The organism is Paraburkholderia sp. SIMBA_053, assembly GCF_046534895.1.
Classification (GTDB): domain Bacteria; phylum Pseudomonadota; class Gammaproteobacteria; order Burkholderiales; family Burkholderiaceae; genus Paraburkholderia; species Paraburkholderia caledonica.
Genome location: NZ_JAWRXU010000001.1, coordinates 523,139 through 547,168, shown reverse-complemented (window position 1 = coordinate 547,168; position 24,030 = coordinate 523,139). Strand labels below are relative to the sequence as shown.

The window sequence follows — 24,030 nt, the reverse complement described above, 5'->3', positions numbered from 1 at the left end:
GAAAGGTTCGTGGTTTGGCCGAACCGTGTGCGTCGGTAAAAAAGCGCGGGTAAAGATGCTGCGCCAGGCAGTCTTTACAGGTGTGGCGCGTCAGAACCTGCGAGTGAGCCAGCTGCGCGCGCGCTCGCGCTCCGTCGGGCTCGTCTCGACCGACGGTTCGAACCAGAACGCGCCTGCTGCGAGCGTCGCGATGACGACGCCATCGCGGTACAGCACACGGTTGCCGGCGACGGCCGGAACGCGTTCCCCGACCAGCAGCGTGCCCACCAGATTCAGCGGATCGGTGCCGCCGACGCATACAAAAGCACCATCGTTCGCATGCCGTCGAACCTCGCGCAACAACGGGATTGCTTCGGGCAACGCGAACTGTTCGCCAGCGAGTCCATTGACGAAGCGCCCGCCGCGGATCACGCCGCGCGCTTCGAGCCGCTGATAGACGCGCAGCAGATCGCGCCATGGCGGCAGCCAGTCGGCTTCGCGTTCGAGCACGCGCCAGAACACGACGCCGTAGCGCCGCAGCAACGTCATCGCGACATGTTCGAGCGTCTCGGCTGGCAACTGACGGCGCCGCTGCTGCTGCGGCCGGCCCGGTTGCGCGGCGGTTTCTTCGCTCGTGGCAACAGACGCGCGCCGGTTGACGAGCGCCCAGCGTCCCGCGTCGTCCATTCCGCCGATCAGCGCGCCCAATCCCATACTCGATCTTGCGCGCCGGCTGCCCGAATACGCATTGCGCTTCGCTGCCGGTTTGAGCAGCGCGCGCAGTCCCGCGAAACTGTCGGAGTTGACGAGACCTGCCGCCACCAGTTCGCCCAGTGCATTCTCGAGTTCGATCCGCAATACGCGAAGTTCGTGCAGCAGTTCATCGAAGAACATCGCGCCGTGTTGCGACAGCGCGTCGTACACAGATTGAGCACGCGCCGATAGCTCCGGCTGCCGCTCGGCGTCGATCAGCGCGCTCCACGCACATACCTGCGGGCGGGGCAGCAGCACGATAGGCGTGCTGCGCACCGGACCGGCCGCGCTGCGCGAACGCTCCGTCAAGCGCGTCCAGACGATCTTGCCAGCGCGGCACAGTTCGTCGAGCGAAGTATTCGAATAGGCCTTCACGCGCGCGGGCAGAATGTCTTCTTCCCAGGCACTTGCTGCAGCCTCGAAGCCTTCCATCTGTTCCAGAACGGCGGCGAGCGCGTCGCGCCCCTCGCTGCGCGTGTCCGGCGTCAGGTGCTGCCATTCGAACAGAAAGCGCATGAAGTCGTGCCGTTCCACGGGCTCGATCTCGCGGCGCAGCCGCTTGACGGTGTAACGGTGAATGCGCGCAAGAAGGTGGCGCTCACACCATTCCTCTTCCGACGTGTTCGGCGTGAAACGTCCACGCATCACATAGCCTTCTGCTTCGAGACGTCCGAGCGCCTGTTCGACCGATGTCCGCGGCAGCTTGAGCGCATCTGCAATCGCGTCGGCGGGCAGCGGGCCGAAACCGGTCAGCCGGGCGCGCAGTACGTCGAGCAGCGCGTCGTCGGCGCTCCATTCGTCGGTGTAACCCTTCGGCGCGGTGAGCGGCGGCGCGAAGAGGGCGCCACCGTTCGTAGTGCCGCTGTTCCCGCTGCGATAGAGCGCGTCGAAACACGTCAGCCGTTCGGCAGGAAGCCACAGTGCCGCGTCGGCGGCGATCTCGAGGCGCGTGGCTCGGCCCGATTGAGCGAGCGACGCGAGCCATTCCGGCCAGCCCTCGTTGTGCTGCGCCTCGGCCTCGGTAATGCACGCAAGGCCTGTCAGCGCTTCGTGCATTTCGTCGATGCTGCGTGCCTGCGGCCATGCTTCGTCGCGCACGCTCGCGATCGCGTCGGCGTCGAGCGCGCCGAGGTCGTCGGCGCTCGCCGGATCGGTCCAGCGGCGATTGAGCACGGCCTGCGTGCGGCGCTCCTCGATGGGGGCGTCGTCCAGATACGCGTAAGGTTTTGCGTTGAGTATTTCGGCGGCAAGCGGCGAGGGCGCCGGCAGATCGCGTGCAACAAGCCGCACGTCGCCGTTTTCCATACGGCGCAGCAGTGCGAGCCAGCGCTCGCTGTCCATTGCGTCGTGCAGGCAGTCGTCGACGGTCTGATCGACTAACGGATGATGCGGCAGTTCGCGCTCGCCGACCACGTTCTCCAGACACGCGGCCTGTTCGGGAAAGACGCTCGTCAGCAGATCTTCGCTGCGCATGCGCTGCAATTGCGGCGCCGTTTTGCGGCCGCCGGTGTAGCGCGGCAAACCGAGCGCGGTGGTCGCGTTCCAGCGCCAGCGCACGCCGAAGAGCGGCGCGTCGAGCAAGGCCTGAATCAGCAGACGCTCGGCACTATTCGAATGGAGGTAGCGCCACACTTCATCGAGCACGAACGAATGGCTGCCGGTCAGGGACAGCACGATCGCGTCCTCGGTGGCCGCGGCTTGCAGTTCGAAATTGAACTGGCGGCAAAAGCGCTTGCGCAGCGCTAGGCCCCACGCGCGATTTACGCGGCTGCCGAACGGCGCATGAACGACAAGCTGCGTGCCGCCCGATTCGTCGAAAAAACGCTCCATCACCAGCGTGTCTTGCGTCGGCAGAACGCCGAGGGCGGCGCGCGCCCGCGCGAGATAGTCGACGATCTGGCGCGCGGCTGCTTCGTCCAGACCAAGTTCGGCGATGAGCCAGTCGATCGCGCGTTCGAGCCGCGCGGGCATGGGATTCGGAGCTTCAGCGGTTGCGTCAGGTACGTGTTCCGAAGCCGTCGCCTTCGAAGCGGCGTTGCTCGCCTGTGCGTTGTCGAGCGGCGTCGTTGCGTCGTCGTCGGATGCGAGCAGACGCGCGATCTGCTCGCGCAGGCGCGCGACGCCGAACGACAGTTCGTCGCTGCGGCCAGGCGCTTCGCCGAGCCAGAACGGGATGTTGGGCGGCTGCCCTTGTGCGTCTTCGACACGCACACGGCCGCTTTCGATGCGCAGAATCCGGTACGACGCGTTGCCGAGCTGGAACACGTCGCCGGCGAGACTTTCTACCGCGAAGTCTTCGTTGACCGTGCCGATATTGACCGCCTGCGGTTCCAGCACCACCGCATAGTCGGCGTTCTCGGGAATCGTGCCGCCCGAGGTGACCGCCACGAGCTTGCCGCCGCGCCGGCCGCGCAGCGTGCCGCTGACCACGTCGCGATGAATGTACGCGGCACGCGGTCCGTTGCGGCTCGTGTAGCCCTCGGCAAGCATGCGCAGCACTGCGTCGTACTGCTCGCGAGCCAGTTCCGCGTACGGCGCGGCGCGGCGTATCAGGTCGAATAGCGCGTCCTCGCTCCATTCGGTGCTCGATACTTCAGCGACGATCTGTTGCGCGAGTACATCGAGCGGCGCACGCGGAATGCGCAGCGCGTCGAGCTCGCCGCGCCGCACGCAATCGAGCAGCGCTGCGCATTCGATCAGATCGTCGCGTGAAGTGGGGAAGAGTCTGCCTTTTGGCATGCCGCCGACGTGGTGACCCGAGCGCCCCACGCGTTGCAGGAACGGCGCGATGGCGCGCGGCGAACCCATCTGGCAGACCAGATCGACGTCGCCGATATCGATACCCAGTTCGAGCGAAGCGGTCGCGATCAGCACCCGCAGTTCACCGCGCTTGAGCCGCTGTTCGGCGTCGAAGCGATGCTCTTTGGCGAGACTGCCGTGATGCGCGGCGACCGCGTCCTTGCCGAGCCGCTCGGTCAGATGACGCGCGGCGCGCTCGGCCATGCGCCGCGTGTTCACGAAGATCAGCGTCGTGCTGTGCAGCGCGACGAGTTCCGCGAGTCGGTCATAAACGCGCTCCCAGACTTCGTTCGGCATCACCGCTTCGAGCGGCACCGGCGGAATTTCCAGCGCCAGGTCGCGTTCACGGATGTGGCCTACGTCGATGATTGCGCAGTCGGCGGGTATGTCGCTGTCGACCGGCGCGCCGCCTACGAGAAATCGTGCTACTGCGCTCACCGGCTTTTGCGTCGCGGACAGGCCGATGCGCGGCAGGCGTCGCCCGCACAGCGCGTCGAGCCGTTCGAGACTGAGCGCGAGGTGGCTGCCGCGCTTGCTGCCGGCGAGCGCATGAATTTCGTCGACGATCACGGTGCGCACCGTGCACAGCATGCGCCGGCCGGAGTCGGAGCCGAGCAGCACGTAAAGCGATTCCGGCGTGGTGACGAGGATATGCGGTGCGCGCTTTTTGAGCGCGTTGCGTTCCTGCTGCGTGGTGTCGCCGGTGCGCACGGCGGTGCGGATGTCGAGCGGTGGCAGGCCGCGCGCGTCGAGTTCGGCGGCAATGCCCTGTAGCGGCACTTGCAGGTTCAGGCGAATGTCGTTCGACAATGCCTTGAGCGGCGAGACGTAGACCACCAGCGTTTCGTCGGGCAACGCGCCGTTGTTCGCAAGACCTTGCTGGACCAGATCGTCGAGTGCGGACAGGAAGGCCGTGAGCGTCTTGCCGGAGCCCGTGGGCGCGGCGACCAGCGTCGAGCGGCCCTGGCGAATCTGCGGCCAGGCAGCGGCCTGCGCGTCGGTCGGCGCGGGGAAGGACTTCAGGAACCAGCCTGCAACCGCCGGATGAAAGCCCGCGAGCGCGTCGTGCGCGGCGGCGCGGTCCACCAGCGGGGCCGGGAGCGCGCGAGGCGAGTCGGCTGCGGTGGGTGCGGTGGTTGGATTTGCGGTCGTAGTGCTCACTGAGGTGGTCACTGAGGTGGTCACTAGGGTCATGCGTGGTTAGATGGGGACGCGACGCCCGATATCCAGACGACGGCATTGCTCGCAACCGTTGCCGGTGCGAATCGAAGTCGCGGAATCAGGGGCCAGTCTGGCAGGTTTGGGCGCCGTTTGCCAAATGGTCGGGCAGCGGTTGCCGGTGGGTGTCGGCGTTCCGAAAGCGACGGCAGCCCCCGCCTGCTCGACGGCGCCAATTGCAGTACCCTTTACGGCTCACCTGTGCACTCATCCACGATGGAGTTTCGACAATGCGATACAACCAGCTTGGCCGTACCGGGGTTTTTGTTTCAGAACTTTGTCTGGGCACGATGACCTTCGGCGGCGGCGAAGGCATGTGGAAGCAGATCGGCGATTTGCAGCAGGCCGACGCGGAGCGGCTCGTCGGCCGGGCGCTCGATGCGGGCATCAATTTCATCGACACGGCCGACGTCTACGCCGAAGGCCTGTCCGAGCAGATCACCGGGCAGGCGCTGAAAAACCTCAAGGTGCCGCGCGACAAGGTCGTGGTGGCGACCAAGGTTTTCGGCCCGACCGGCGAGTTTCCGAACGCGCGCGGCGCGTCGCGCTATCACATCATCGACGGAATGAAGGCCAGTTTGAAGCGCCTGCAGCTCGATCACGTCGACCTGTATCAGATCCACGGTTTCGACCCGGCCACGCCGATCGAAGAAACGGTGCGCGCGCTCGATACGCTCGTGCAGCACGGTCACGTGCGCTATGTCGGCGTGTCGAACTGGGCGGCGTGGCAGATCGTGAAGGCGCTCGGCATTGCGGAGCGTTTGGGAACCGCGCGCTTCGAAACGCTGCAGGCGTACTACACGATTGCGGGCCGCGACCTGGAGCGCGAACTCGTGCCGATGCTGCAAAGCGAAGGGCTCGGGCTGATGGTGTGGAGTCCGCTCGCGGGTGGGCTGCTGAGCGGCAAATACGGGCGTGAGCAGCAGGGCGAAGCGGGCAGCCGCCGCACGACATTCGACTTTCCGCCGGTCAACCGCGATCGTGCGTACGACTGCATCGACGCGATGCGCGAGATTGCCGAGGCCAAGCGCGTGTCGGTCGCGCAGATCGCCCTTGCGTGGCTGCTGCATCAACGGGTGGTGACGTCGGTGATCGTCGGCGCGAAGAAGGTCGAGCAACTCGACGACAACATCGCGGCGACCGGCGTCGCGCTCAGCGCGGACGAGATCGCAAGGCTCGATCAGGTGAGCGCGCTGCCTGCCGAGTATCCCGGCTGGATGCTGGCGCGCCAGGGCGAAGCGCGCCGCAAACAGCTCGAGGAGGCGCGCCGTCTGGTGGTCTGAGGCGACCGGAGGCGCCCGGCGCGTTAAGCCGATGCTTCGGCGGAATACGCCGCGACCGCGTCCATCGTGCGGGCCGAGTAGACCATCGTCGCGCCGGCGTTCATCGCGACCGCTACGCCGAGCGCTTCGGCTATTTCCTCGCGGGTGGCGCCCTGCTTCAGCGCTTCGGCCGTATGCACCGTGATACAGCCGTCACAGCGCAAACTCACGGCCACCGCGAGCGAGATCAGTTCGCGCGTCTTCGCGCCCAGAAGGTCGTTCTTCTGACCGGCGTTGGATAACGTCTGATAGCCCTTGACGGTGTCCGGCGACAGCTTGCCGATTTCGCCGATGCGGCCAAACAGCTGCTTGCGGTATTCGGTCCAGTTCAACATGGCAATGCTCCTTCGTCTGTGGGGCGTCGGCGGTTGCCGGCGCCATGGACAAAGTATTGCGCGGGACGGCGACATCCTGAATACTCGACTGGCTCAACATTTAGCGCGGACGTCTCATGGATACGCTCAGCCGGTTACTCGACCTTGCGCGGCCGCAGGCCAGTCTGGATTTGCGATGCCTGCTCACCGGTGCATTCGACGTCGACCATGCGCCTATGGAGCCGGGCATTGCGCCGTTCCATCTGGTGCTGGCAGGGTCGTGCGTGATCGAGATGGCGGACGGCGCGCAGGTGCACCTGCAGACCGGCGATTTCATGCTGTTTCCACGCGGCGCGGCACATCGTGTGAGAGATGTCGAATTGAGCGCCGTCAGCGCGCCGCTGGTCATGAGTCACGACGGCCTGCTGCCGGTCAAGCGAAACGACGGCCGCGGCATTGGCAAGGCTGCGGAGCGCGAAGGTCTGGGCGGCAAGTCCGTGAGCGGCGAACAAGCCGACGCTGATGTCATGACCGAAGCCCGCACGGACGCTACCCGCGGCGGCGCAGAACACGCCACGGCGGACGCCGCCGATCTCGACCTGCTCTGCGGCCGCTTCGCGTACACGCCGGGTTCGTCAGCGTTGCTGCTGAATGCGCTGCCCGATCCGTTCCATGTGTCGCTCGGCGGCGTTCGCACGCTCGCCCCATTGCAGACGGTGATCGGGCTGATGCGCGACGAGGCGGGCCAACGCCGGCCCGGCGCGCTCGCCATCGTCACAGCGCTGAGTCAGGCGCTCTTCGGCATGGCGTTACGCGTACACGGCGAGCAGGCGGATTCGACGCCCGGCATGCTGTCGCTGCTGGCCGACCCGCGTCTATCGGCGTCAGTGCAAGGCATGTTGAGCGCGCCGCAGCGCGCGTGGACCATTGCTGAACTGGGCGAGCTTGCCGCGATGTCGCGCGCCACTTACGCACGGCGTTTCAACGAATGCGCCGGTATGACCGTGATGGATTTCCTCACGCAGATTCGCATGACGATCGCTTGCGACCTGCTGCGCCGCACGCAGCGCAGTGTGGCGGAAATCGGCGAAGCGGTGGGTTATCAGTCTGAAGCCGCGTTCGGCAAGGCGTTTCAGCAAAGCGTCGGCGTAACGCCGGGACGCTACCGGCGCCATCCACAGCAAAGCGCGTTGGACGTGTCTTCATGAACCGGCGATGCCGCTCAGCGCGCCTTGCCGGGCGCGCTGAACCAGCGCTTCTCCGCACGCGCCATCAGCCACGCGACCAGCAACGCACACACCGTGCCGAGCGTGACTTCGCCGAGGCGCAACAAGGCCTTGTCCCACGCCGGGCCAATGCCCGGTACCAGCAGCATGATGGTAGCCGTGATCCCGCCGAGCCGCGCCGCGCTGCCGACGTTCACGATCCAGCACAGCACGATGGCCACTGCCACCGTCGCCGCGTAGGCCGCGAAATAGCCGTGGCCGAGCGTCGCGCCGGCAAGGCCGCACAAGCCGCCGACCATCGCGCCGATGAACTGGTCGCGCGACAGCTTGCGCGTGTCGACGTAGCTGTGCTGGCTCACTGCAATGGCGGTGATCGCGGCCCAGAATGCCTGCTCGGTATGCAGCGCCTGGCCGATTTCGAACGCGAGGCTCGCGCCCGCCACGGCCTGGAACGCCATCAGGCTGCCTTCGGTGAGCCGCTCCGCGAACGGCAGCGATTTGAGGAACGCGAAAAGCGATTCGGCGGCGCTTGCGCGCGTCGTTTGTGCTGGATCGTCGTGAGGAGTCATTGAATCGCGGGGTTCAGAAGCTGCGAAAGCTGCGAGGGAGCCGGACGCCGCAAATGCTGCACGTGCAGCGAACGGGCTCCGTATTCTAACTTTCGCTATGACGCAGGCGCCGATAGCGGTTCATGAGCGGCGTCGCCGATACCCCGTGGATGACCACCGAAGCCGTGACCACGGCGAGCGCGAGCGGCACGAGCGGCGTGATAGACGCGGCCGGGCCGTGTTCCAGCGAATAAGCCAGATAGTAGAAGGAGCCCACGCCGCGGATGCCGAACCAGCTCATCAGGCGCCTTTGCGTCGGCATGGCGTCGGAGCCGAGCAACGACAACTCGACCGACGCGGGGCGCACGAAAACGAATAGCGCGACGATAAGCGCAAACGCCTGCCATGTGAAAAGCGGCACGCTCAGCGTCGCGAGCACGTTGCCGACCATGGCCATGATGACGACCTCGGCAATACGTTCGAGTTCGATCGTGAATCCCAATACGGACTCCGTCATGAACGCGTGGGCTTTCTCGGGATCGGACGCAGTGGCTTCGACATTTTTCGAATCGACGGTGCCGATCGTCTCGCGAGGCGAGGCTCCGCCGCTCGCCCCATATTCGACGCGACGCATCGACACGCCAGCCGCGAACACGGCGAGAAAGCCATAAGTCTGGGCAAACTGCGCGGCGCCGAACGACAAGCCGATCAGCCCGAGCGCAAAGAAGCCTTCCAGGCCGAGCGCGTGTGCATGGCGCGTGCGCAGCCAGGCGACCGCGTGCGTCGTGACCCAGCCGAGTACACCGCCTATTGCGAGTGCGCCCAATACACCCCACACGACACTGCCGGCAAACTCCAGATTCAGCACGTCGCCAGCGTCGGCTCCTTGCACTGCGCAGATGGCGAGACCCACCATCGCAAACGGCAACGCGATGCCGTCGTTCAGGCCGCCTTCGCCGGAAAGCGCGAAGCGCAGCAAATCGTGGTCGCCGGGGTCGTGCACCTGGACGTCGTGGGCCAGCACCGGGTCGGTCGGCGCGAGAATGGCGGCCAGCAGAATGGCCGGCCCCCAGCCCAGATTCAGCACGTAGACGCAGAAGAGGGTGAGGAGCGGCACGGTCGCCAGCATCGCGAGGAAGCCGAGGCGCAGCGGCACCATCCACAGTCGGTCGAGCACGCCCACGCGCAAGCGCAGTCCAATGGCGAACAGCGACACCAGCAGCGCGATTTCGGTGACGGTGCGCAGCAGATGCGCATCGGCGACCATGCCGAGATGCAGCAGGTCGAAGCCGGGCGGCCCGAGCGCGTAGCCGAGCGCAACATAGAACATGGCCGCGCTGACGGGCAGCCGGCGGAGGGTTGTCGCGGCCACGCCCATGAAAACGAGCACGGCGCCGACGATGAGGAACCACAAAGTTTCGTGCATGAGCATCCGGTTAGGGCCGACATGCGAACGGCGCATGACCGGCCGGGGTAATGGGACCAGCGCCCGGGTGCATCACGTCGCGACAATCAACGCGCGACAGCGCATGAATGTCAGGGCGCGCGCCCGAATGCTTCGCGCAGTTTGCGCTTGGCTTGCTCCAGCGTTGCACGGCGGGTTTTCGGCAGGTTCTTGCCTGCCCGGTTGATATAGAAATTGAGCATCGACATCGCCGACTGAAACGGCGTGCCTTTGCGGCGGCTGCTTTTTGTCGACGACTGTTTCAGCGATTTCGCAATCTCCTCGGCGTTGCCTGTCTTGAAGATGTCGTGTTCGAGGTCCATCGCGTCGCTCGTTTCCATCACATGATGCGACCACCGGTGTGAACTCTTGCCGCCTGCGCGCGAAGCTTTCTTCTGCTCAGCGGCATGCGCTTGTGCATGGCGCTGACGCGGCGGCCGCCCCGATTTGCCGCGTGCCGGCGAGCGCCGCGACTTGCTGGTCGATTTGCTGGCCGATTTGCTGGTGGTTTTTCGGGCCGCCATTCGAGCCGCCTCCTTTTAGAGTCTTTGCTTTTACAGCTTTGCCGCGCGGCCCTTCTCGCAGGATTGCGCGCGATTTTCCAAGGCCGTCCGCGTCGTCGAATTCGACGCGGTGAAAGTCAAACGCGCCGGCCGCCGCGATGACGGCGTGCCGGCGCAAGTGAGGACGGTGCGCGAACTGCGAACGGCAAACTGCTTCACGCACTCGCCGCGGCTCGCCGATTACAGCTTGACTCCACCGGCTTCGGGCGCATCCGACGAACCGGCCGGAATATCGCCGACGCCTACGTCATCGCGCATATCAAACTGGTCGCGGCCCCAATAGGGCTCCCTGCCGTAGTACTGGTGAACAGACGTGGCCCATGTCTCATCCGCCATCGACGGCCAGTGGTCCTTGTCGAAACCCGGGGCGCTTTTCACGCGCTCCGCCGTCATGTCCAGCACGAAGCACTTCTGCTCGGTGTCCAGCGTGAGCGCGCCCCATGGAATTGCGAGCAGCTTGTCGCCGATGCCGAGGAAGCCGCCGCTCGACAGCACTGCGTACGCAACGCGGCCCGAGCGCACATCCAGCATGATGTCTTTGATCTTGCCGATGTCCTCGCCGTCGCTGCTAAGCACTCTGTTGCCGTCCAGCGTATCGGCCGCCATCACATCCGGGCCCGGGCCTTCTGCCGTCGCGCTGCCTTTACCGACGATACGTGCGCCTTGTGTGCCTTGCGTCTGACTTTGCATGACCATGATGTGCCTCCTTTGCAGGTTAGGGTGACGATCACTGCAGCAACGCGCGTTCCTCGCCCGGAGTAACGGTCGCTTTACGCAGGTCGGGACAAACGCCTTCACGTGGGCGGAAAGTGCTCGCGCATGGCGCTGCGGCGATACCCGGATATGCATCGCACGATGGCGGCGCCGTCCGCGGGAATTTAGCCTCTGTCCGCGTAAATGATGCGTGCGCCGTTGCAGTTCCTGCTTGCTATGAGCGGCGTTAACTCGCGGCCGTCTTCTCGGCGCGCTGCGCGGAACGGGCGCCCGCGCTCGCAGCCCGCCGGGCAGTTCGCGCGCCGGCTTTTGCGCTTGGTTTGACGCTATCTTTGGCAGCGGCTTTCGCCGCCTTGTTCGCTTCGTTGCGAATGGTGCGCGACTTCTTGAGCAACGTCGTAATGGAGCCGTTAATGCTCTCGGCGGTGTCGGTTTCGCGCAGCTTGCGGCCTTTTGCTCCCGCCTGACGCGCGAGCCTGGCGGCGCGCTTCTCCGCATGCGCGAGCAATGCAGCAAAAGCGACCTCGTCGACTTTCAGACCCCGGCGCGACTGACCCGGCGGCAAGGTTTGCAACTGGTCGCTTTCGAATGCGCTAATCACTGCAGGATGGATGTAGCAACGCCGGCAAACGGCCGGCGTGTTGCGCAGCAAGCCCGCGACTTCCTTGACGGTCGCCACGATATGACGCCGCGCTTCGGCAGCGCTGCCGCACACGAGGCGCCGCAGCGCCGCGAGTGCGTAGACGCTGCCGGCCCATGTCCGATAGTCCTTCGCGGTGAAGTCCGCGCCGCTCGCGCGGCGCAGATAATCGTTGATGTCGGCTGAACCGACGGTACGGCGTGTGCCGTCGTCGTCGAGATACTGAAACAGGTCGTGACCCGGCAGGTCCGCGCAGCGCCGCACGATGCGCTTCACGCGCTGGTCGTCCACCGTCACGTCGTGTTCTATGCCGCTCTTGCCGCGGAACTTGAAGCGCAATTGTCCCGCTTCCACTTTCACGTGTTTTTTACGCAGTGTCGTCAGTCCGTATGACTGATTTTCGCGTGCGTATTCGACGCTGCCGATACGAACCAGCGTGGTATCGAGCAGCCGCACGACCGCTGCGATCACTTTGTCGCACGGCATGCCGGGCAGTTCGAGGTCGCGGGCGACGCGCGCGCGGATTCGCGGCAGTGCGCGCCCGAACTCGGCCATGCGTTCATATTTGTCGGCGTCGCGCGTTTCGCGCCAACGCGGGTGATAACGGTATTGCTTGCGCCCGCGCACGTCGCGGCCGGTTGCCTGAATATGGCCGCGCGGGTCTGGACAGATCCATACGTCTTCGTACGCGGGCGGAATCGCGAGCGAGTTGATGCGCTGAATCTCCGCTTCGTCTTCAATGCGCTTGCCTTGCACGTCGAAATACGCGAAGCCGTCCTTCTCGCGCTTGCGCGTGTAGCCCGGCTTGCTGTCGTCGGCATGGCGCAAGCCGGGCGGCATGGCGGCTGTCGCGGGCTGCTTCACGCTGTCGTCGGCCGATGCATGACCGTTTTGCGTCGTGCTCGTTGTGCTTGTGCTTGTGGTTGTGCTGTTTGCCATGGCTTTCTTTGCAGGTAGAACTTTCAAGCGTGAAGCGCGTTGCGCCAGTGATGGCCCGGAGCAAAGCCGGTGCCCGGCACTCCCGGCGCGGGCGAGCGGGCGGAACAGTCCTTGCGGAGAACGTCATACGTATCAACCGATAAAGGAGAGCGCCATGAGCAGCACGCTGAACCCCGATGAAGAGCCGCAACAGGTCGTCAAACAAACGTCAGGCACGACGGGCGCGTTGGGACCGAGCGATTCATCCGATAGCGGCAGCGACGTCGCGGGCGCGAAGCGCCATGAGTTCGACGTCGATACGGAACTCGACAACCACGCGCTCGAACTGGGCGAGTCGGAAATGGGCAGCGACACCGACCGGGCGGGCACCGGCGAGCGGGCGGCGGCGGACGGCGATTCGACGCTGGACCCGGATAGCGACATCGAGCCTGATCGCATTCTGACGCCACCGGCAGCCGACGAAGACGACGACGGTCTCGACGACGACCCGAGCGGCCTGTAATCGCGTTGCACCTCTCCGCTTCTCGCAAGCATCCGAGCTTCGAGTCCCGTCGCAGCGGGCGTCGAGGCCGGAGCGATCACGCAGTAGGCGGGCCCGGAAGCAGCAGGCACAAGCCTTGCTGCAGCATCGTTAATCAATGATGAAAGGGGTTTGGCGCATTACATGCGCGGCCCCGGCATTCGAACAAAGGAGAGAAAGATGGCAAACAGTCTCGACGGTCTGAAGGTAGCGATCCTGGCGGTAGACGGTTTCGAACAGGCTGAACTGGTCGACCCGAAACGTGCGCTCGCCGAGGCCGGAGCGACCGTGCACGTGATCTCAGCGAAGCCCGGCAAGATCCAGGGGTTCAAGCACGTCGATAAAGCCGACACAGTCGAGGTCGATTCGACTTTCGACAAAGCGATCGCGGACGACTATGACGCAGTCGTGTTGCCCGGCGGCGTGGTAAACGGTGACGCGATTCGCGTGTTGCCGCAGGCGCAGGCATTCGTGAAAGCGGCTGACAACGCGAAGAAGCCGATCGCGGTGATTTGCCACGGCACGTGGCTGCCCGTGTCGGCCGGAATCATCAAGGGGCGCACGGTGACGAGCTGGCCGAGTCTGCAGGACGATATCCGCAACGCGGGCGGTACATGGGTCGATCAGGAAGTGGTCGAAGACAGCAATCTGATTTCGAGCCGCAAGCCGGACGACATTCCCGCCTTCAACAAAGCGTTGATCGGGCAACTGTCGAAACGCAAGGCTGCATGAGCGGCGCAGGTGGGCGATGAGACGCGCCGGTGACTCCGTGAACAAGGGAGAAAACGCATGAAACTACGGTATTCCCTACAAGCGATGACTGTCGCGCTTGCTCTTGGCACGGCGCCGGCCTGCGTCGTGTATGCGCAGGCAAGCGACGCTCCCGCGAGCGACGCGCCCGTCGGCGGCACGAAGCTCTCGCCCGCCGACCAGCAGTTCATCCAGGATGCTTCACGGTCCGACGCCACCGAAATCGCGGCAAGCAAGATCGCGTTGAAGAATTCCAGCGATCCGCGCGTGAAGAAATTTGCACAGCAGATGATCGCCGAACATACGAAGCTCTCGCGCAGCATGGGTGCGCTCGCAGCGAAGAAGGGGCTTGCCACCACGCCGTCGGCAGACTCCGCGCTCGTTGGCAAGCTGCAAACGCTCAAGGGCCAGAAGTTCGACGAGGCGTATGTCGAGCAGGTCGGCCTCGAGGCGCATCAGCGGGCAGTCGATCTGTTCCAGCAGGAGAGCCAGAGCGGCACCGACTCGCAACTGAAGGCTGCGGCCGCGCGCGCGCTGCCGGTCATCAAGCATCATCTGGAGATGGCGCAGCAGCTCGCCGGCGCAATGAAGGGCGCGTCATCATGAATGCGATCCTGCCGCGGCCTGCCTATGAGGATTCCCTTATGCAGATCACTTTTTCCGACGACAAACCGACCTTCGACGGCGCCAACCTGACGGTTCGCTTCATGGCGCGCGTGGACGGAGAACCGGTCGTCTGCGCCATCACGGTCGAGGCGCTGGAAGATCATTTCGGCGCCGGTTCACCGCTCGAAAGCGAGTTGATGGAGGCCTTCGACAAGGGCCGCAACCGGATCCGTTCGGTGTGTGCCGAGGCGCTCGACCAGAACGACGGCGAGGGCGTAATCTTGCATAGCGGATTGTTCAGAGTGGAAGGCATGGAGCCCGACCGCGGCACGGCGGTGTAGCGCCGCCGCTTCTTCTGATCGCGCACCGCGACTACTCGCGACCGCCGTCCGTCAAAACGCAATCACGATGCAAGGAGGCCTCATGTCACTCATCGTCGCAGCACGCTTCACGACTTTTCCAGCCGCGGAAGAAGCGGCGCAAAAACTTTTCAATGCAGGCTTCGTCGAGGAAGACGTCACGCTGTTCTTCGTCAATCCGCGTGGCCAGCATGCGCGTTTTCCCATTGGCGGCGACACCCACACCGATGCCGGTGCGAAAGGCGCACCGAAGGGCGCGGGACTCGGCGTGACGATCGGCGCGGTGGCGGGCGCTATTGTTGGCGTCGGCATCTTCGCGGCGTTTTCTGCGCCGTTGCTCGTTTCGGCGATCGCTGCGGGCGTCGGCGCCTATATCGGCTCGCTGGCCGGTGCCATGTGGCGCACGCGCGATAGCAGTGAAGCCGGGCATCGCACGACGTTCCACGAAGAGGCGCGCGATTCAGGCGTGCTGGTCGCGGTGCACGTGTCGCCGGACAATCAGTTCGACGCCGCCCGTTTGCTGCGAGAAGCAGGGGGCGTGTCGATTGAACGCGCGACGGGTCGTTGGCAACAAGGCCGTTGGGCCGACTTCGATCCGCTGAAGAAGCCTGTTCCGCTCAACGAGTACAACGAAACGCGCGCCTGATACAGCGGCGACGGCGGCGACAGCGCCGAACGGCAGCAAGCGAGAAGGCAATCGAAAAGGGCCCGACAGACGTCGGGCCCTTTTCTTTGGCGGGACGAAAACGCAAGGCGCGCTAATCGTCGGGAAAGTTATACCCAGATACGCGCGGCGCCGCGTTGCGGCACGAGTGCGCGGTCAGCAGGGCGTTGGTCGCGCGTGGGCTCACATGCGGCCGGCATGACGCCTTTGCGAGAACCTTCGCAGGTCGAAGGCACGGCTTGCGCGCCAGCGCTCGTACTCGCCGCAGCGCTATCGTGCGGCTGCATATGCTCGCGGATCTGCAACACACTGGCCGACGAGACGATGGCGACGGCGACCAGCCATTCTGCGCTGCGAATCTTCATGATGTTCTCCCTGTCATTGTTGCCTGCCCATTCTTTTCAATTCGTCGATACGTCATGCAGCTTTTCAACTTGTGCGTTGCATGGCATTACTCGGGCGAAGCAATAAAAGCAACGGGTGTGCCACCGGCGAAAGCCGCGCTCAGAGAGGCTTTCACGCCGCTCAAGACAGTTCGCGCCGCGCAACAATTACCCACCTCTGCAACAAAGACGGCCGCGCAGACAGAGTGCGCGGGCGCAATGCATCCTGTGAACTTTCGGGCACGCGCCATGCGTATCAAACAGTGAACCCCGTTGCCTTGCGCAGGCGTTGGCAAAGCAGGCGGCACGCGAACCGCGATACATGCGGGCGTGCCGGCAACGGATTCCGCGATTAACGAAACCCTGGAGGTATTGAATGACTACGAATGTTGTCTCCGTTCTGAACGATCTCATCGAAACATCGAAGGATGGTGAAAAGGGCTTTCGCAAGGCGGCCGAAGATGCGCGTGACACACAGTTGAAGACGATGTTTCTGACGCGCGCCGAAGATTGCGCGCGCGGCGCACGCGAGCTGCAGGATGTGGTTCAGCGCCTGGGCGGTAAGCCGGAAACGGGCGGCAGTGTGAGCGGCGCGCTGCACCGGGGATGGGTCGATGTGAAGTCGGCGGTGACGGACCGCAGCGACCATCAGATCCTTGTCGAGGTGGAAAAGGGCGAGGACGTCGCCAAGAAAAACTATCACGACGCGCTGGAAAAAGAACTGCCCGCCGACGTGCGCGCGATTGTCGAGCGCCAGTATCAAGGCGTGCTGCAGAATCACGACCGCGTTCGCGATCTGCGCGATCAATACGCGGCAAAGAGCTAATCGGGTAGCCGGCCGTCAGGCCGGCCTCTAAAGCAGAAAGGCCGTCCGCACAATGTGCGGACGGCCTTTTTTCTCTCGGGCGCCTCGGGATTATTCTGCGGCGATTTTCAGGCGGTTCTTCACGCTGCTCACACCCTTCACGCCTTCCACGACGTCTTGGGCGGCGGTCTTGTCTTCAGCCGAAGGCACCGTACCCGTGAGCCACACCACGCCCTTGCGGGTCTTCACATGGATATGCGTGGACTTCACGTTCTTCGCGCCGAGCAGTTCGGCCTTGACCTTCGTGGTGATCGTGCCGTCGTCGACGTGCTGGCCGATGGTTTCAGACGAAGCCGACGGAGCCGAGGCGCTCGTTTGTGCGGTGGCGTTCAGTGCGAAAGCAACGCACGCGATGCTGCCGGCAGTCTTCAGGAATTGGATGGTCTTCATGGTTTTCTCCTTCGGGTGTTGATGAAATTGCGGTCTTGTTGCCTGCGGTCGATCGCGGCCTAAGCCGCCGATGACTCGCGTGGGGTCGTTGCCGCTACGGTTCCGTCAGGGCCCGTTATCGACACCGGGCGGGTCTTCACAGTCGTTGCGCGTTCGCGCCGGATGCGAAGAGAGCCGTCCGTCCACATGCTCGTTACCGCAAAGTGCGTGCCCGCACCTCGTGACTGAGGACCAGAGAAGTTGCGAAGCCCGCGCCGGCGGGCGCTTTTCCGCTGATGAATAGCGCTCGCACATCGTGTTCGCGCGCGCGCCGAGTCGTGTGGAGCGGATGCGGAATTTGCCGGGTCGCTTGTAAAAAAGGCCCCGCGCCGCGTTGCAATTCGCGGGCCTGGAAAAATAAAGGCCAAAGAAAACAGTGCGTTGCAAAAGCTGGTACGCGTGTTGCTCTACTGAGGGCACTCCTTTACTTCAGCTTTCAACGGGACCTGAACACGATGCCTTCAATTGAACTTCGCACAAGGCAGTCTCTTGCACTTACGCCGCGTTTGCAGCAGTCGGTGCGTCTGTTGCAGCTATCGTCTCTGGAGTTCCAGCAGGAATTGCGAACTGCGCTCGATACGAACCCGTTCCTCGAATATGACTCGTCGGATACCGAGGACGTTGCGCTTGCAACCGCCACGTCCGGCGAAGAGCAGGGCGCGTTGCCGGCAACCGATGCAGTCGCGGCCGCCGAGCCCGACTCGCTGCCCGCTGAAGCCGCTAGCAGCGAGAGCCTCGACAGTGGCGGCCCCGACGACATGCCCGGCGACTTCTCGGGCGATTACAGCAGCCGCAGTTCGGCCCGCCAGAACGGCGATTCCGACGGCAGCGATCCGGCCGAATGGGCACGCTCGCAGCCCACGTTGCGCGAGCAACTGCACGACGCCCTGCGTCTTTATCGTCTGGATGACCGCGATCGCGCGGTTGCGCGTTTCATTATCGAGGCGCTCGACGACGACGGTTATCTGCGCCAGGACCTGGCGGATCTCGCCGACAGCGTCGATCTCGAACCCGAATTGACAGAGGAAGAACTGCTGGTCGCGCTGCGCCTCGTGCAGTCGCTCGACCGGCCTGGGCTTGGCGCGCGTTCGCTGTCCGAGTGTCTGCTGCTGCAGGTCAATGCGTTGCCCGCGGACACACCGGGGCGCGATGTTGCACGGCAGATTGTCGAACATCATCTGGAGCGGCTTGCGCGTCGCGAACAGGCGGAACTGCAAAAACAGATTGGCTGTACTGCGGAAGAGCTGCGTGTGGCCTGCGCTCTCGTGCGCAAGCTCGATCCGAAGCCGGGCAACTGCTACGGCCGTACCGAAGACAACTACGTCGTGCCCGATGTGATCGTGCGCCAGGTGCGCAACAAGTGGGTGGTGACGATCAATCCTGCCGTGCAGCCGCGCGCACGCATTCACCGCATGTATGCCGAACTGTTTGCGCAATCGGCTGGGGCTAGCCGTTCGCCGCTCGCCCAGCAGCTTCAGGAAGCGCGCTGGTTGATCAGAAATGCGCAGCAGCGCTTCGACACGATTCAACGCGTCGCCGAATGCATCGTCGCGCATCAGAAGGCGTTTTTCCAGTACGGTGAAATCGCGCTCAAGCCGATGGTGTTGCGCGATGTCGCCGACGAACTCGGCCTGCACGAATCGACGATCTCGCGCGCGACCGGCAACAAATATATGGCCACGCCGCGCGGCATTTTCGAATTCAAGCATTTCTTCCCGCGCGAGCTTGGCACCGAAAGCGGCGGTACCTGTTCCGCCGCCGCGGTGCGGGCGCTGCTGAAGGAAATGATCGCTGCCGAAAACACCCGCGACCCGCTCTCCGATGTGACGCTGGCCAAGATGCTTGCGGATCAGGGCGTGCTCGTCGCGCGCCGCACGGTGGCCAAGTACCGGCATCTGATGAAGGTACCGCCGGCGGAGTTGCGCCGCCAGGTGTGAATTTGCACGGCCCCTGCAAGCGGGGCTTTGATACGAAGCGCTACGCGAGGCTGTCTGCCCGCGTGGCGCTTTTTCGTATCTGGACGTTTTGCGCACGCCCCATTACATTGGCGGGTCAATCAGAAACGGGTGAGCGCGATGAAGTATTCGAGTCGGGTCGAGGGATTGCAAGGCAGACGTACGTCGGCGTGGGAGATTCATCGCGTGGCGCAGCAGGCCGCGGCAAATGGCGACGACGTCATCGTGCTGAGCGTGGGAGACCCTGACTTCGCTACGCCCGCACCGATTGTCGAGCGTGCCATCGACGCGTTGCGTGGCGGCGATACGCATTACAGCGCGGTGTCCGGGCGCGATCCGCTGCGTGCGGCGATTGCCAAAGAGCAGGCGCGCATGACCGGTTGCACGGTCAGCGCGGCAAATGTGATCCTCACGGCGGGCGCGCAAAACGGCGTGTTTGCCACGTCGCTTTGTCTGCTCGAAGCAGGCGACGAGGTTATCGTGCCCGAGCCGATGTACCTCACCTACGAAGCGTGCGTGCGCGCCGCAGGTGCGACGCTCGTGCCGGTGCCGGTCGATCCTGCGCGTGCATTTCACCTGGATTGCGACGCGCTCGAACGAGCCGTGACAGCGCGCACCAAGGCGATTTTCTTCGCCACGCCGTGTAATCCAACAGGTGTCGTGATGCCGCGCGCGGACCTCGAACGCATTGCGCGGCTCGCGTGCGAGCACGACCTGTGGGTGCTGTCCGACGAGGTCTACGCCGATCTCACTTTCGAGCGCGAACATGTGAGCATCATGTCGCTGCCCGGCATGGCGGAGCGCACGGTCACGCTCGGCAGCCTGTCCAAATCGCATGCAATGGCGGGGTGGCGCGTAGGCTGGGCGATCGGACCCACGCAACTGATCGAACACATGGGACGCCTCGCGCTTGCCATGCTGTATGGCTTGCCCGGCTTCATCCAGCAGGCCGCATTGACGGCGTTACAGGAGAAGTCGCGGATCGTCGCACAGATGCGCGACATCTACAGGCGCCGTCGCGACGTCGTGTTCGAGCGTTTGAGCCGGGTCCCGCGATTGCGCTGCCTGCTGCCCGAAGCGGGCATGTTCATGATGGTCGACGTGAGCGGCACGGGCCTCGATACCGTCGATTTCACATGGCAGTTGTTTCGCGGGCAGGGCGTGTCAGTGCTCGACGCGAGTGCGTTTGGCGAGACCGCGAACGGTTTCGTCCGGTTGGGCTTTGTCGTCGACGAAGCGCGGCTTGCCGAAGCGTGCGAGCGGATTGCGGCGTTTGTCGCGGCGTTGCCGTTGCCGTTGCAATCTAACCCGTGAATACGCGCTCGCAGCGAAAATCGCGCAGAGCGCCCAACGGTATAATTCATTCGCTCCCGTTTAGCTCTGTCGCGTCGCATACTGCCGCTAACGAATCATCCTGAACAACCGGCTTTGCCAGCCGTAGCCTATGCACTTTCGCCCGATCCAGTCATTCACGCGCAAACGGCTCTCCGACGTCGTCGCAGATCAGATCAAGCAATTGATCTCCGACGGTACGCTGATGCCGGGGGACCGGCTGCCCGCTGAGCGCGATCTGGCGACGCAACTGGCGGTGTCGCGGCCTTCGTTGCGCGAAGCGCTGATCAGGCTGGAATCGGATGGCTATATCGCCACGTCGGGGCGGGGCGGCTTTACGGTGGTCGATCTGACGGCGCCGATCATTTCGAAGCCGCTCGCCGAACTGCTTTTGCAAAATCCGCGCACTAGTGCCGACATTCTCGAGTTGCGCCAGGGGCTCGAATCGATTTCGACCGTATATGCCGCGGAGCGCGCGACCGCCGCCGATCTTCGCAAGATCAAGACTGCGTTCGATGCACTGAAGGCGGCTTCGCAGTCGCAAGATCGCGTCAATCTGGCGGAGCTGGATGCCGCTTTTCACCTCGCGATTGCCGACTCTACGCACAACATCGCGCTTGCCCATGTCATGCATGGCATCCACACGCTGATTCGCGAAGGCATGCGTCAATACCATCGGCTGATCGATTACGACGAGGCGATGGAAAAGCAGTTGATGAGTCAGCATCAGGCCATCTACGACGCCGTCGTCGCACGCGACGCCCAAAAGGCACGCAAGGCGGCCGAACGGCACCTGGCCTTCGTGCGCGAGATCTATCAGGAAGACGCTGCGAAGCTTTAGGCGTCGCATTTCGCGTGGCCATCTAACGATTGACACGCTCGGGCGACTTCCTTATATTTTGGTCAGACCAACAATACCAGTCTGACTGGCGACGATCTTACGCGTCCCGAGTCCGCGTGCCCCATTCCCTGTAATGAGCTTATGAAAGTCGCCCTCTTTATCCCTTGCTTCATCGACGCGTTTTATCCCGAGGTCGGCATTGCCACGCTCGAATTGCTCGAACGCTTTGGCCTCCAGGTCGATTACCCGCAGGAGCAGACCTGCTGTGGTCAGCCCATGGGAAACAGCGGCGCGCATGCAGAAGCGGCTGGCGCGGAGCGGGTGTTCGCGCGCAACTTCGCGGGCTACGACTACATCGTCGGACCATCGGCGAGCTGCATTCACCACGTGCGCGAGCATCTCACCGCGATCGATCAGACGGACGAAGTCAAAAAGGTGCGGGCGAGCGCTTATGAACTCGTCGAGTTTCTGCACGACGTGGTGGGCGCGCGTGAATTTCCGTGGGCCGAGTTTCCGTATCGCGTCGGGCTGCACAATAGTTGCAGCGCGTTGCGGCATCTGAAAGAGGCGTCGATCTCGGAAGTAGCGGGCCAGCCGTTTTCCAAGCCGCGCGCGTTGCTTGAAGGCGTGAAGGGTATCGAGTTCGTCAAGCCGTCTCGCCCCGACGAATGTTGCGGTTTCGGCGGCACGTTCTCGGTGACGGAAGAGCCGGTGTCTGTCCGCATGGGGCAGGACAAGGTCCGCGATCATCTGAATGCGGGTGCACAATACATTGTGTCGGGCGACATGTCGTGCCTGATGCATCAGCAAGGCTGTGCGGAACGCATGAAGGCGGACGCACGCTTCATTCATATTGCACAAGTGTTGAACGGGGCGCGCGCATGAGCCGGATCGACCACGCGAAGGCAGCAGGCGAGTTCATCAAAAAGACGGAACATGTGGCGTTTCACGACAAGCGCCTGTGGGATTTGCGCGAGAAACGCGACGCCCAGGCGCACGGCATTGCCGAGTGGGAGACGCTGCGCGAACTGGCATCCGGTATCAAGGAACACGCGCTGTCGCATTTGTCGGAGTACCTCGAACAGTTCGCGGCCTCGGCCGAGGCGAACGGTGTCGTGGTCCACTGGGCAGCGACGGCCGAAGAGCACAACGCGCTCGTACACAAGATCATGTCCGAGCGCGGCATGACCACGCTCGTCAAAAGCAAGTCGATGCTCACCGACGAATGCAAGATGCGCGAGTATCTCGAACCGCGCGGCATTACGGTAATGGAAACGGATCTGGGTGAACGCATCCAGCAACTCGATCATCAGGACCCGAGCCACATGGTGGTGCCGGCGGTGCACAAGCTGCGCGCCGATGTCGCGGAACTGTTTGGCCGAACCATCGGCACTGATCCGCACAATAGCGACATTCACTACCTCGCGGAAAGTCAGCGCATGAATACGCGGCCGTATTTCGTACGCGAGAAAACGGCCGGCATGACCGGCTGCAATTTCGCGGTCGCGGAAACGGGCACGGTCGTGGTTTGCACGAACGAAGGCAACGCCGATCTTTCGGCTAACGTGCCGCCGCTGCATATCGCATCGATCGGTATCGAGAAGCTGATTCCAAAGGTCTCGGATCTCAGTGTGTTTATTCGCATGCTCTCGCGCAGTGCGCTTGGTTCGCCGATCACGCAATACACCTCGCATTTCCGCGCGCCGCGTCCGGGCACGGAGATGCATTTCATCCTCGTCGATCATGGCCGCTCGGAACGGCTCGCGATGGACGACTTCTGGTACTCGCTCAAATGCATCCGCTGCGGAGCCTGCATGAACACGTGTCCCGTGTATCGGCGCAGCGGCGGGCTGTCGTATGGCGGTACTTACTCGGGGCCGATCGGCGCGATCATTAACCCAACCTTCGATTTGAAACGTTATAGCGCGCTGCCGTTCGCGTCCACGCTCAACGGCAGTTGCACGAACGTGTGTCCGGTGAAGATCAATATCCACGAGCAGATCTATAAATGGCGCACGGTGATTGCCGAGCGCCACGAAGTGCCGTTCGTGAAGCAGGAAGTATTGAAGATGGCAGGGCGGCTGCTCGCGAGCCCGACGCTGTATCGGGCAACCGTAGCTTCAATGAGCGGCGCATTGCGGCGGCTACCGAACTTCGTACTCTATAACCCGCTGAATATCTGGGGCAGACAACGCGAATTGCCCGAGGCGCCGAAGCAGACCTTCCATGCCTGGTACAAGCAAAATCGCGGAGGTGGCGATGGCAACGCGTGAAGCCTTCATCGCGAAAGTGCGGCAGGCACAACCGGCGGCGCGCCCGCGCCCCGACGTGCCGTTGTTTAGCGCGGTCGGCGGCGATTTGCGCGCGCGCTTCACGTCGGCATTGCAAACGATGGGCGGGACCTGCGTCGAAGCGGGTGCCGCGTCGGAAGTTGCGAGTCTGATCCGCGAGCGATTTGGCGCAACGGTGTCGATCGCTTCAGCCACTGCCGAAGTGTCCGGCACGCGCCTGCTCACGGCCGACACCGAGCCTTCGTCGTTGCAGGATATCGACGTCGGCGTGGTGCGTGCGCGTTTCGGTGTGGCGGAGACCGGCTCGGTGTGGTTCAGCGAACGCGAGTACGTGGTCAATGCGTTGGGCTATATCGTGCAGCATCTCGTGGTTCTGCTCGATCCGGCGCAACTGGTCGACGGCTTACAGGACGTTTATCGCCGCGACGACTTTCGCGACGCACGTTACGCGGCACTCGTCACGGGACCTTCCGCGACCGCGGACATAGAAGGCGTTCTGATTCGCGGCGCGCAGGGTGTGCGATCGCTGACGGTGGTGTGGCTGGCCGCTGAGTAGGCGCGGCGGTGGAGTTTGCT

23 protein-coding genes are annotated in these 24,030 nt (G+C 63.8%); 14 read left to right on the top strand and 9 right to left on the bottom strand.

All coding sequences use genetic code 11. From position 1 onward, the window contains the following. Window positions 1-90: 90 nt before the first annotated feature. On the bottom strand, window positions 91-4,725 hold the full coding sequence (locus tag SB753_RS02470; RefSeq protein WP_410798799.1) for a DEAD/DEAH box helicase: 4,635 nt from the start codon (window positions 4,723-4,725) through the stop codon (window positions 91-93). 254 nt (window positions 4,726-4,979) lie between these two features. Between SB753_RS02470 and SB753_RS02465 the strand changes: the two genes are divergently transcribed. Further along, a complete protein-coding gene (locus tag SB753_RS02465; protein ID WP_410798798.1) occupies window positions 4,980-6,032 on the top strand; it encodes an aldo/keto reductase in 1,053 nt (350 codons plus the stop codon). Window positions 6,033-6,055: 23 nt separating this feature from the next. On the opposite strand, the gene SB753_RS02460 is transcribed toward SB753_RS02465, so the two are convergent. After that, complete coding sequence (locus tag SB753_RS02460) at window positions 6,056-6,406, bottom strand: carboxymuconolactone decarboxylase family protein (RefSeq protein ID WP_087754895.1); 351 nt, start codon at window positions 6,404-6,406, stop codon at window positions 6,056-6,058. A 116-nt stretch (window positions 6,407-6,522) separates the two neighbouring features. On the opposite strand from SB753_RS02460, the gene SB753_RS02455 reads away from it, so the two are divergent. Next, window positions 6,523-7,593, top strand: a complete 1,071-nt coding sequence (locus SB753_RS02455) for an AraC family transcriptional regulator (protein ID WP_410798796.1) — start codon at window positions 6,523-6,525, stop codon at window positions 7,591-7,593. A 14-nt stretch (window positions 7,594-7,607) separates the two neighbouring features. Here the strand turns inward: SB753_RS02455 and SB753_RS02450 are convergent, their stop codons facing one another. The 5 genes from SB753_RS02450 to SB753_RS02430 form a co-directional block, all read right to left on the bottom strand. Continuing rightward, window positions 7,608-8,180 (bottom strand): FUSC family protein, encoded by a 573-nt coding sequence (locus SB753_RS02450; protein WP_408192130.1) that lies wholly within the window; start codon window positions 8,178-8,180, stop codon window positions 7,608-7,610. A gap of 85 nt (window positions 8,181-8,265) precedes the next feature. Beyond that, window positions 8,266-9,585, bottom strand: a complete 1,320-nt coding sequence (locus SB753_RS02445; RefSeq protein ID WP_410798794.1) for a cation:proton antiporter — start codon at window positions 9,583-9,585, stop codon at window positions 8,266-8,268. Window positions 9,586-9,695: 110 nt separating this feature from the next. Further along, a complete protein-coding gene (locus SB753_RS02440; RefSeq protein ID WP_410798793.1) occupies window positions 9,696-10,127 on the bottom strand; it encodes a DUF3175 domain-containing protein in 432 nt (143 codons plus the stop codon). Between the two features lie 219 nt (window positions 10,128-10,346). Next, entirely contained in the window at window positions 10,347-10,862 is a 516-nt protein-coding gene (locus tag SB753_RS02435; protein WP_020067951.1) for a PRC-barrel domain-containing protein, read from the bottom strand. A 244-nt stretch (window positions 10,863-11,106) separates the two neighbouring features. Beyond that, complete coding sequence (locus SB753_RS02430) at window positions 11,107-12,459, bottom strand: DNA topoisomerase IB (RefSeq protein ID WP_410798792.1); 1,353 nt, start codon at window positions 12,457-12,459, stop codon at window positions 11,107-11,109. 154 nt (window positions 12,460-12,613) lie between these two features. Here SB753_RS02430 and SB753_RS02425 point away from each other — a divergent pair, with 154 nt between their 5' ends. From SB753_RS02425 to SB753_RS02405, 5 genes are all read left to right on the top strand, one after another. Then, window positions 12,614-12,961 carry a chemotaxis protein gene (locus SB753_RS02425; RefSeq protein WP_410798790.1) on the top strand — a complete coding sequence of 116 codons (348 nt, stop codon included), beginning with the start codon at window positions 12,614-12,616 and terminating at the stop codon, window positions 12,959-12,961. A gap of 198 nt (window positions 12,962-13,159) precedes the next feature. Next, the gene (locus tag SB753_RS02420; protein ID WP_020067948.1) at window positions 13,160-13,711 is read left to right on the top strand and encodes a type 1 glutamine amidotransferase domain-containing protein; all 552 of its coding nucleotides are present in this window, start codon (window positions 13,160-13,162) and stop codon (window positions 13,709-13,711) included. 57 nt (window positions 13,712-13,768) lie between these two features. Beyond that, window positions 13,769-14,335 carry a DUF4142 domain-containing protein gene (locus SB753_RS02415; RefSeq protein WP_027804618.1) on the top strand — a complete coding sequence of 189 codons (567 nt, stop codon included), beginning with the start codon at window positions 13,769-13,771 and terminating at the stop codon, window positions 14,333-14,335. Further along, a complete protein-coding gene (locus SB753_RS02410) occupies window positions 14,332-14,676 on the top strand; it encodes a DUF1488 domain-containing protein (RefSeq protein ID WP_214880313.1) in 345 nt (114 codons plus the stop codon). The genes SB753_RS02415 and SB753_RS02410 overlap by 4 nt, the downstream gene beginning before the upstream one ends. Window positions 14,677-14,758: 82 nt before the next feature. Beyond that, a complete protein-coding gene (locus SB753_RS02405; RefSeq protein ID WP_410798788.1) occupies window positions 14,759-15,340 on the top strand; it encodes a hypothetical protein in 582 nt (193 codons plus the stop codon). A gap of 128 nt (window positions 15,341-15,468) precedes the next feature. Here the strand turns inward: SB753_RS02405 and SB753_RS02400 are convergent, their stop codons facing one another. Next, complete coding sequence (locus SB753_RS02400; RefSeq protein ID WP_410798786.1) at window positions 15,469-15,723, bottom strand: hypothetical protein; 255 nt, start codon at window positions 15,721-15,723, stop codon at window positions 15,469-15,471. A gap of 394 nt (window positions 15,724-16,117) precedes the next feature. Between SB753_RS02400 and SB753_RS02395 the strand changes: the two genes are divergently transcribed. Further along, complete coding sequence (locus tag SB753_RS02395; protein ID WP_020067942.1) at window positions 16,118-16,567, top strand: ferritin-like domain-containing protein; 450 nt, start codon at window positions 16,118-16,120, stop codon at window positions 16,565-16,567. A gap of 90 nt (window positions 16,568-16,657) precedes the next feature. Here the strand turns inward: SB753_RS02395 and SB753_RS02390 are convergent, their stop codons facing one another. After that, window positions 16,658-16,996, bottom strand: a complete 339-nt coding sequence (locus SB753_RS02390; protein ID WP_020067941.1) for a BON domain-containing protein — start codon at window positions 16,994-16,996, stop codon at window positions 16,658-16,660. Between the two features lie 494 nt (window positions 16,997-17,490). On the opposite strand from SB753_RS02390, the gene SB753_RS02385 reads away from it, so the two are divergent. The 6 genes from SB753_RS02385 (at window position 17,491) to SB753_RS02360 (ending at window position 24,010) form a co-directional block, all read left to right on the top strand. Beyond that, the gene (locus SB753_RS02385; protein ID WP_087754883.1) at window positions 17,491-18,972 is read left to right on the top strand and encodes an RNA polymerase factor sigma-54; all 1,482 of its coding nucleotides are present in this window, start codon (window positions 17,491-17,493) and stop codon (window positions 18,970-18,972) included. 138 nt (window positions 18,973-19,110) lie between these two features. After that, complete coding sequence (locus SB753_RS02380; protein ID WP_410798785.1) at window positions 19,111-20,304, top strand: pyridoxal phosphate-dependent aminotransferase; 1,194 nt, start codon at window positions 19,111-19,113, stop codon at window positions 20,302-20,304. 130 nt (window positions 20,305-20,434) lie between these two features. Then, window positions 20,435-21,163 (top strand): FadR/GntR family transcriptional regulator, encoded by a 729-nt coding sequence (locus SB753_RS02375; RefSeq protein ID WP_020067938.1) that lies wholly within the window; start codon window positions 20,435-20,437, stop codon window positions 21,161-21,163. Between the two features lie 141 nt (window positions 21,164-21,304). Then, on the top strand, window positions 21,305-22,048 hold the full coding sequence (locus tag SB753_RS02370) for a (Fe-S)-binding protein (protein ID WP_410798783.1): 744 nt from the start codon (window positions 21,305-21,307) through the stop codon (window positions 22,046-22,048). Further along, window positions 22,045-23,436, top strand: coding sequence for a lactate utilization protein B (locus tag SB753_RS02365; protein WP_410798781.1), 1,392 nt, complete (start codon window positions 22,045-22,047; stop codon window positions 23,434-23,436). The genes SB753_RS02370 and SB753_RS02365 overlap by 4 nt, the downstream gene beginning before the upstream one ends. After that, window positions 23,423-24,010, top strand: a complete 588-nt coding sequence (locus SB753_RS02360; RefSeq protein WP_087754879.1) for a lactate utilization protein C — start codon at window positions 23,423-23,425, stop codon at window positions 24,008-24,010. Before SB753_RS02365 ends, SB753_RS02360 begins: the two co-directional genes overlap by 14 nt. Window positions 24,011-24,030: the final 20 nt, after the last annotated feature.

What these genes read in the sequence shown, in the direction of transcription:
- SB753_RS02395 (WP_020067942.1), top strand. Translation starts at nt 16,118, where the DNA reads ATGACTACGAATGTTGTCTCCGTTCTGAACGATCTCATCGAAACATCG.
- SB753_RS02470 (WP_410798799.1), bottom strand. Translation starts at nt 4,725, where the DNA reads ATGACCCTAGTGACCACCTCAGTGACCACCTCAGTGAGCACTACGACC.
- SB753_RS02405 (WP_410798788.1), top strand. Translation starts at nt 14,759, where the DNA reads ATGTCACTCATCGTCGCAGCACGCTTCACGACTTTTCCAGCCGCGGAA.
- SB753_RS02460 (WP_087754895.1), bottom strand. Translation starts at nt 6,406, where the DNA reads ATGTTGAACTGGACCGAATACCGCAAGCAGCTGTTTGGCCGCATCGGC.
- SB753_RS02450 (WP_408192130.1), bottom strand. Translation starts at nt 8,180, where the DNA reads ATGACTCCTCACGACGATCCAGCACAAACGACGCGCGCAAGCGCCGCC.
- SB753_RS02465 (WP_410798798.1), top strand. Translation starts at nt 4,980, where the DNA reads ATGCGATACAACCAGCTTGGCCGTACCGGGGTTTTTGTTTCAGAACTT.
- SB753_RS02410 (WP_214880313.1), top strand. Translation starts at nt 14,332, where the DNA reads ATGAATGCGATCCTGCCGCGGCCTGCCTATGAGGATTCCCTTATGCAG.
- SB753_RS02435 (WP_020067951.1), bottom strand. Translation starts at nt 10,862, where the DNA reads ATGGTCATGCAAAGTCAGACGCAAGGCACACAAGGCGCACGTATCGTC.
- SB753_RS02455 (WP_410798796.1), top strand. Translation starts at nt 6,523, where the DNA reads ATGGATACGCTCAGCCGGTTACTCGACCTTGCGCGGCCGCAGGCCAGT.
- SB753_RS02390 (WP_020067941.1), bottom strand. Translation starts at nt 16,996, where the DNA reads ATGAAGACCATCCAATTCCTGAAGACTGCCGGCAGCATCGCGTGCGTT.
- SB753_RS02425 (WP_410798790.1), top strand. Translation starts at nt 12,614, where the DNA reads ATGAGCAGCACGCTGAACCCCGATGAAGAGCCGCAACAGGTCGTCAAA.
- SB753_RS02385 (WP_087754883.1), top strand. Translation starts at nt 17,491, where the DNA reads ATGCCTTCAATTGAACTTCGCACAAGGCAGTCTCTTGCACTTACGCCG.
- SB753_RS02360 (WP_087754879.1), top strand. Translation starts at nt 23,423, where the DNA reads ATGGCAACGCGTGAAGCCTTCATCGCGAAAGTGCGGCAGGCACAACCG.
- SB753_RS02445 (WP_410798794.1), bottom strand. Translation starts at nt 9,585, where the DNA reads ATGCACGAAACTTTGTGGTTCCTCATCGTCGGCGCCGTGCTCGTTTTC.
- SB753_RS02430 (WP_410798792.1), bottom strand. Translation starts at nt 12,459, where the DNA reads ATGGCAAACAGCACAACCACAAGCACAAGCACAACGAGCACGACGCAA.
- SB753_RS02440 (WP_410798793.1), bottom strand. Translation starts at nt 10,127, where the DNA reads ATGGCGGCCCGAAAAACCACCAGCAAATCGGCCAGCAAATCGACCAGC.
- SB753_RS02415 (WP_027804618.1), top strand. Translation starts at nt 13,769, where the DNA reads ATGAAACTACGGTATTCCCTACAAGCGATGACTGTCGCGCTTGCTCTT.
- SB753_RS02400 (WP_410798786.1), bottom strand. Translation starts at nt 15,723, where the DNA reads ATGAAGATTCGCAGCGCAGAATGGCTGGTCGCCGTCGCCATCGTCTCG.
- SB753_RS02380 (WP_410798785.1), top strand. Translation starts at nt 19,111, where the DNA reads ATGAAGTATTCGAGTCGGGTCGAGGGATTGCAAGGCAGACGTACGTCG.
- SB753_RS02420 (WP_020067948.1), top strand. Translation starts at nt 13,160, where the DNA reads ATGGCAAACAGTCTCGACGGTCTGAAGGTAGCGATCCTGGCGGTAGAC.
- SB753_RS02365 (WP_410798781.1), top strand. Translation starts at nt 22,045, where the DNA reads ATGAGCCGGATCGACCACGCGAAGGCAGCAGGCGAGTTCATCAAAAAG.
- SB753_RS02375 (WP_020067938.1), top strand. Translation starts at nt 20,435, where the DNA reads ATGCACTTTCGCCCGATCCAGTCATTCACGCGCAAACGGCTCTCCGAC.
- SB753_RS02370 (WP_410798783.1), top strand. Translation starts at nt 21,305, where the DNA reads ATGAAAGTCGCCCTCTTTATCCCTTGCTTCATCGACGCGTTTTATCCC.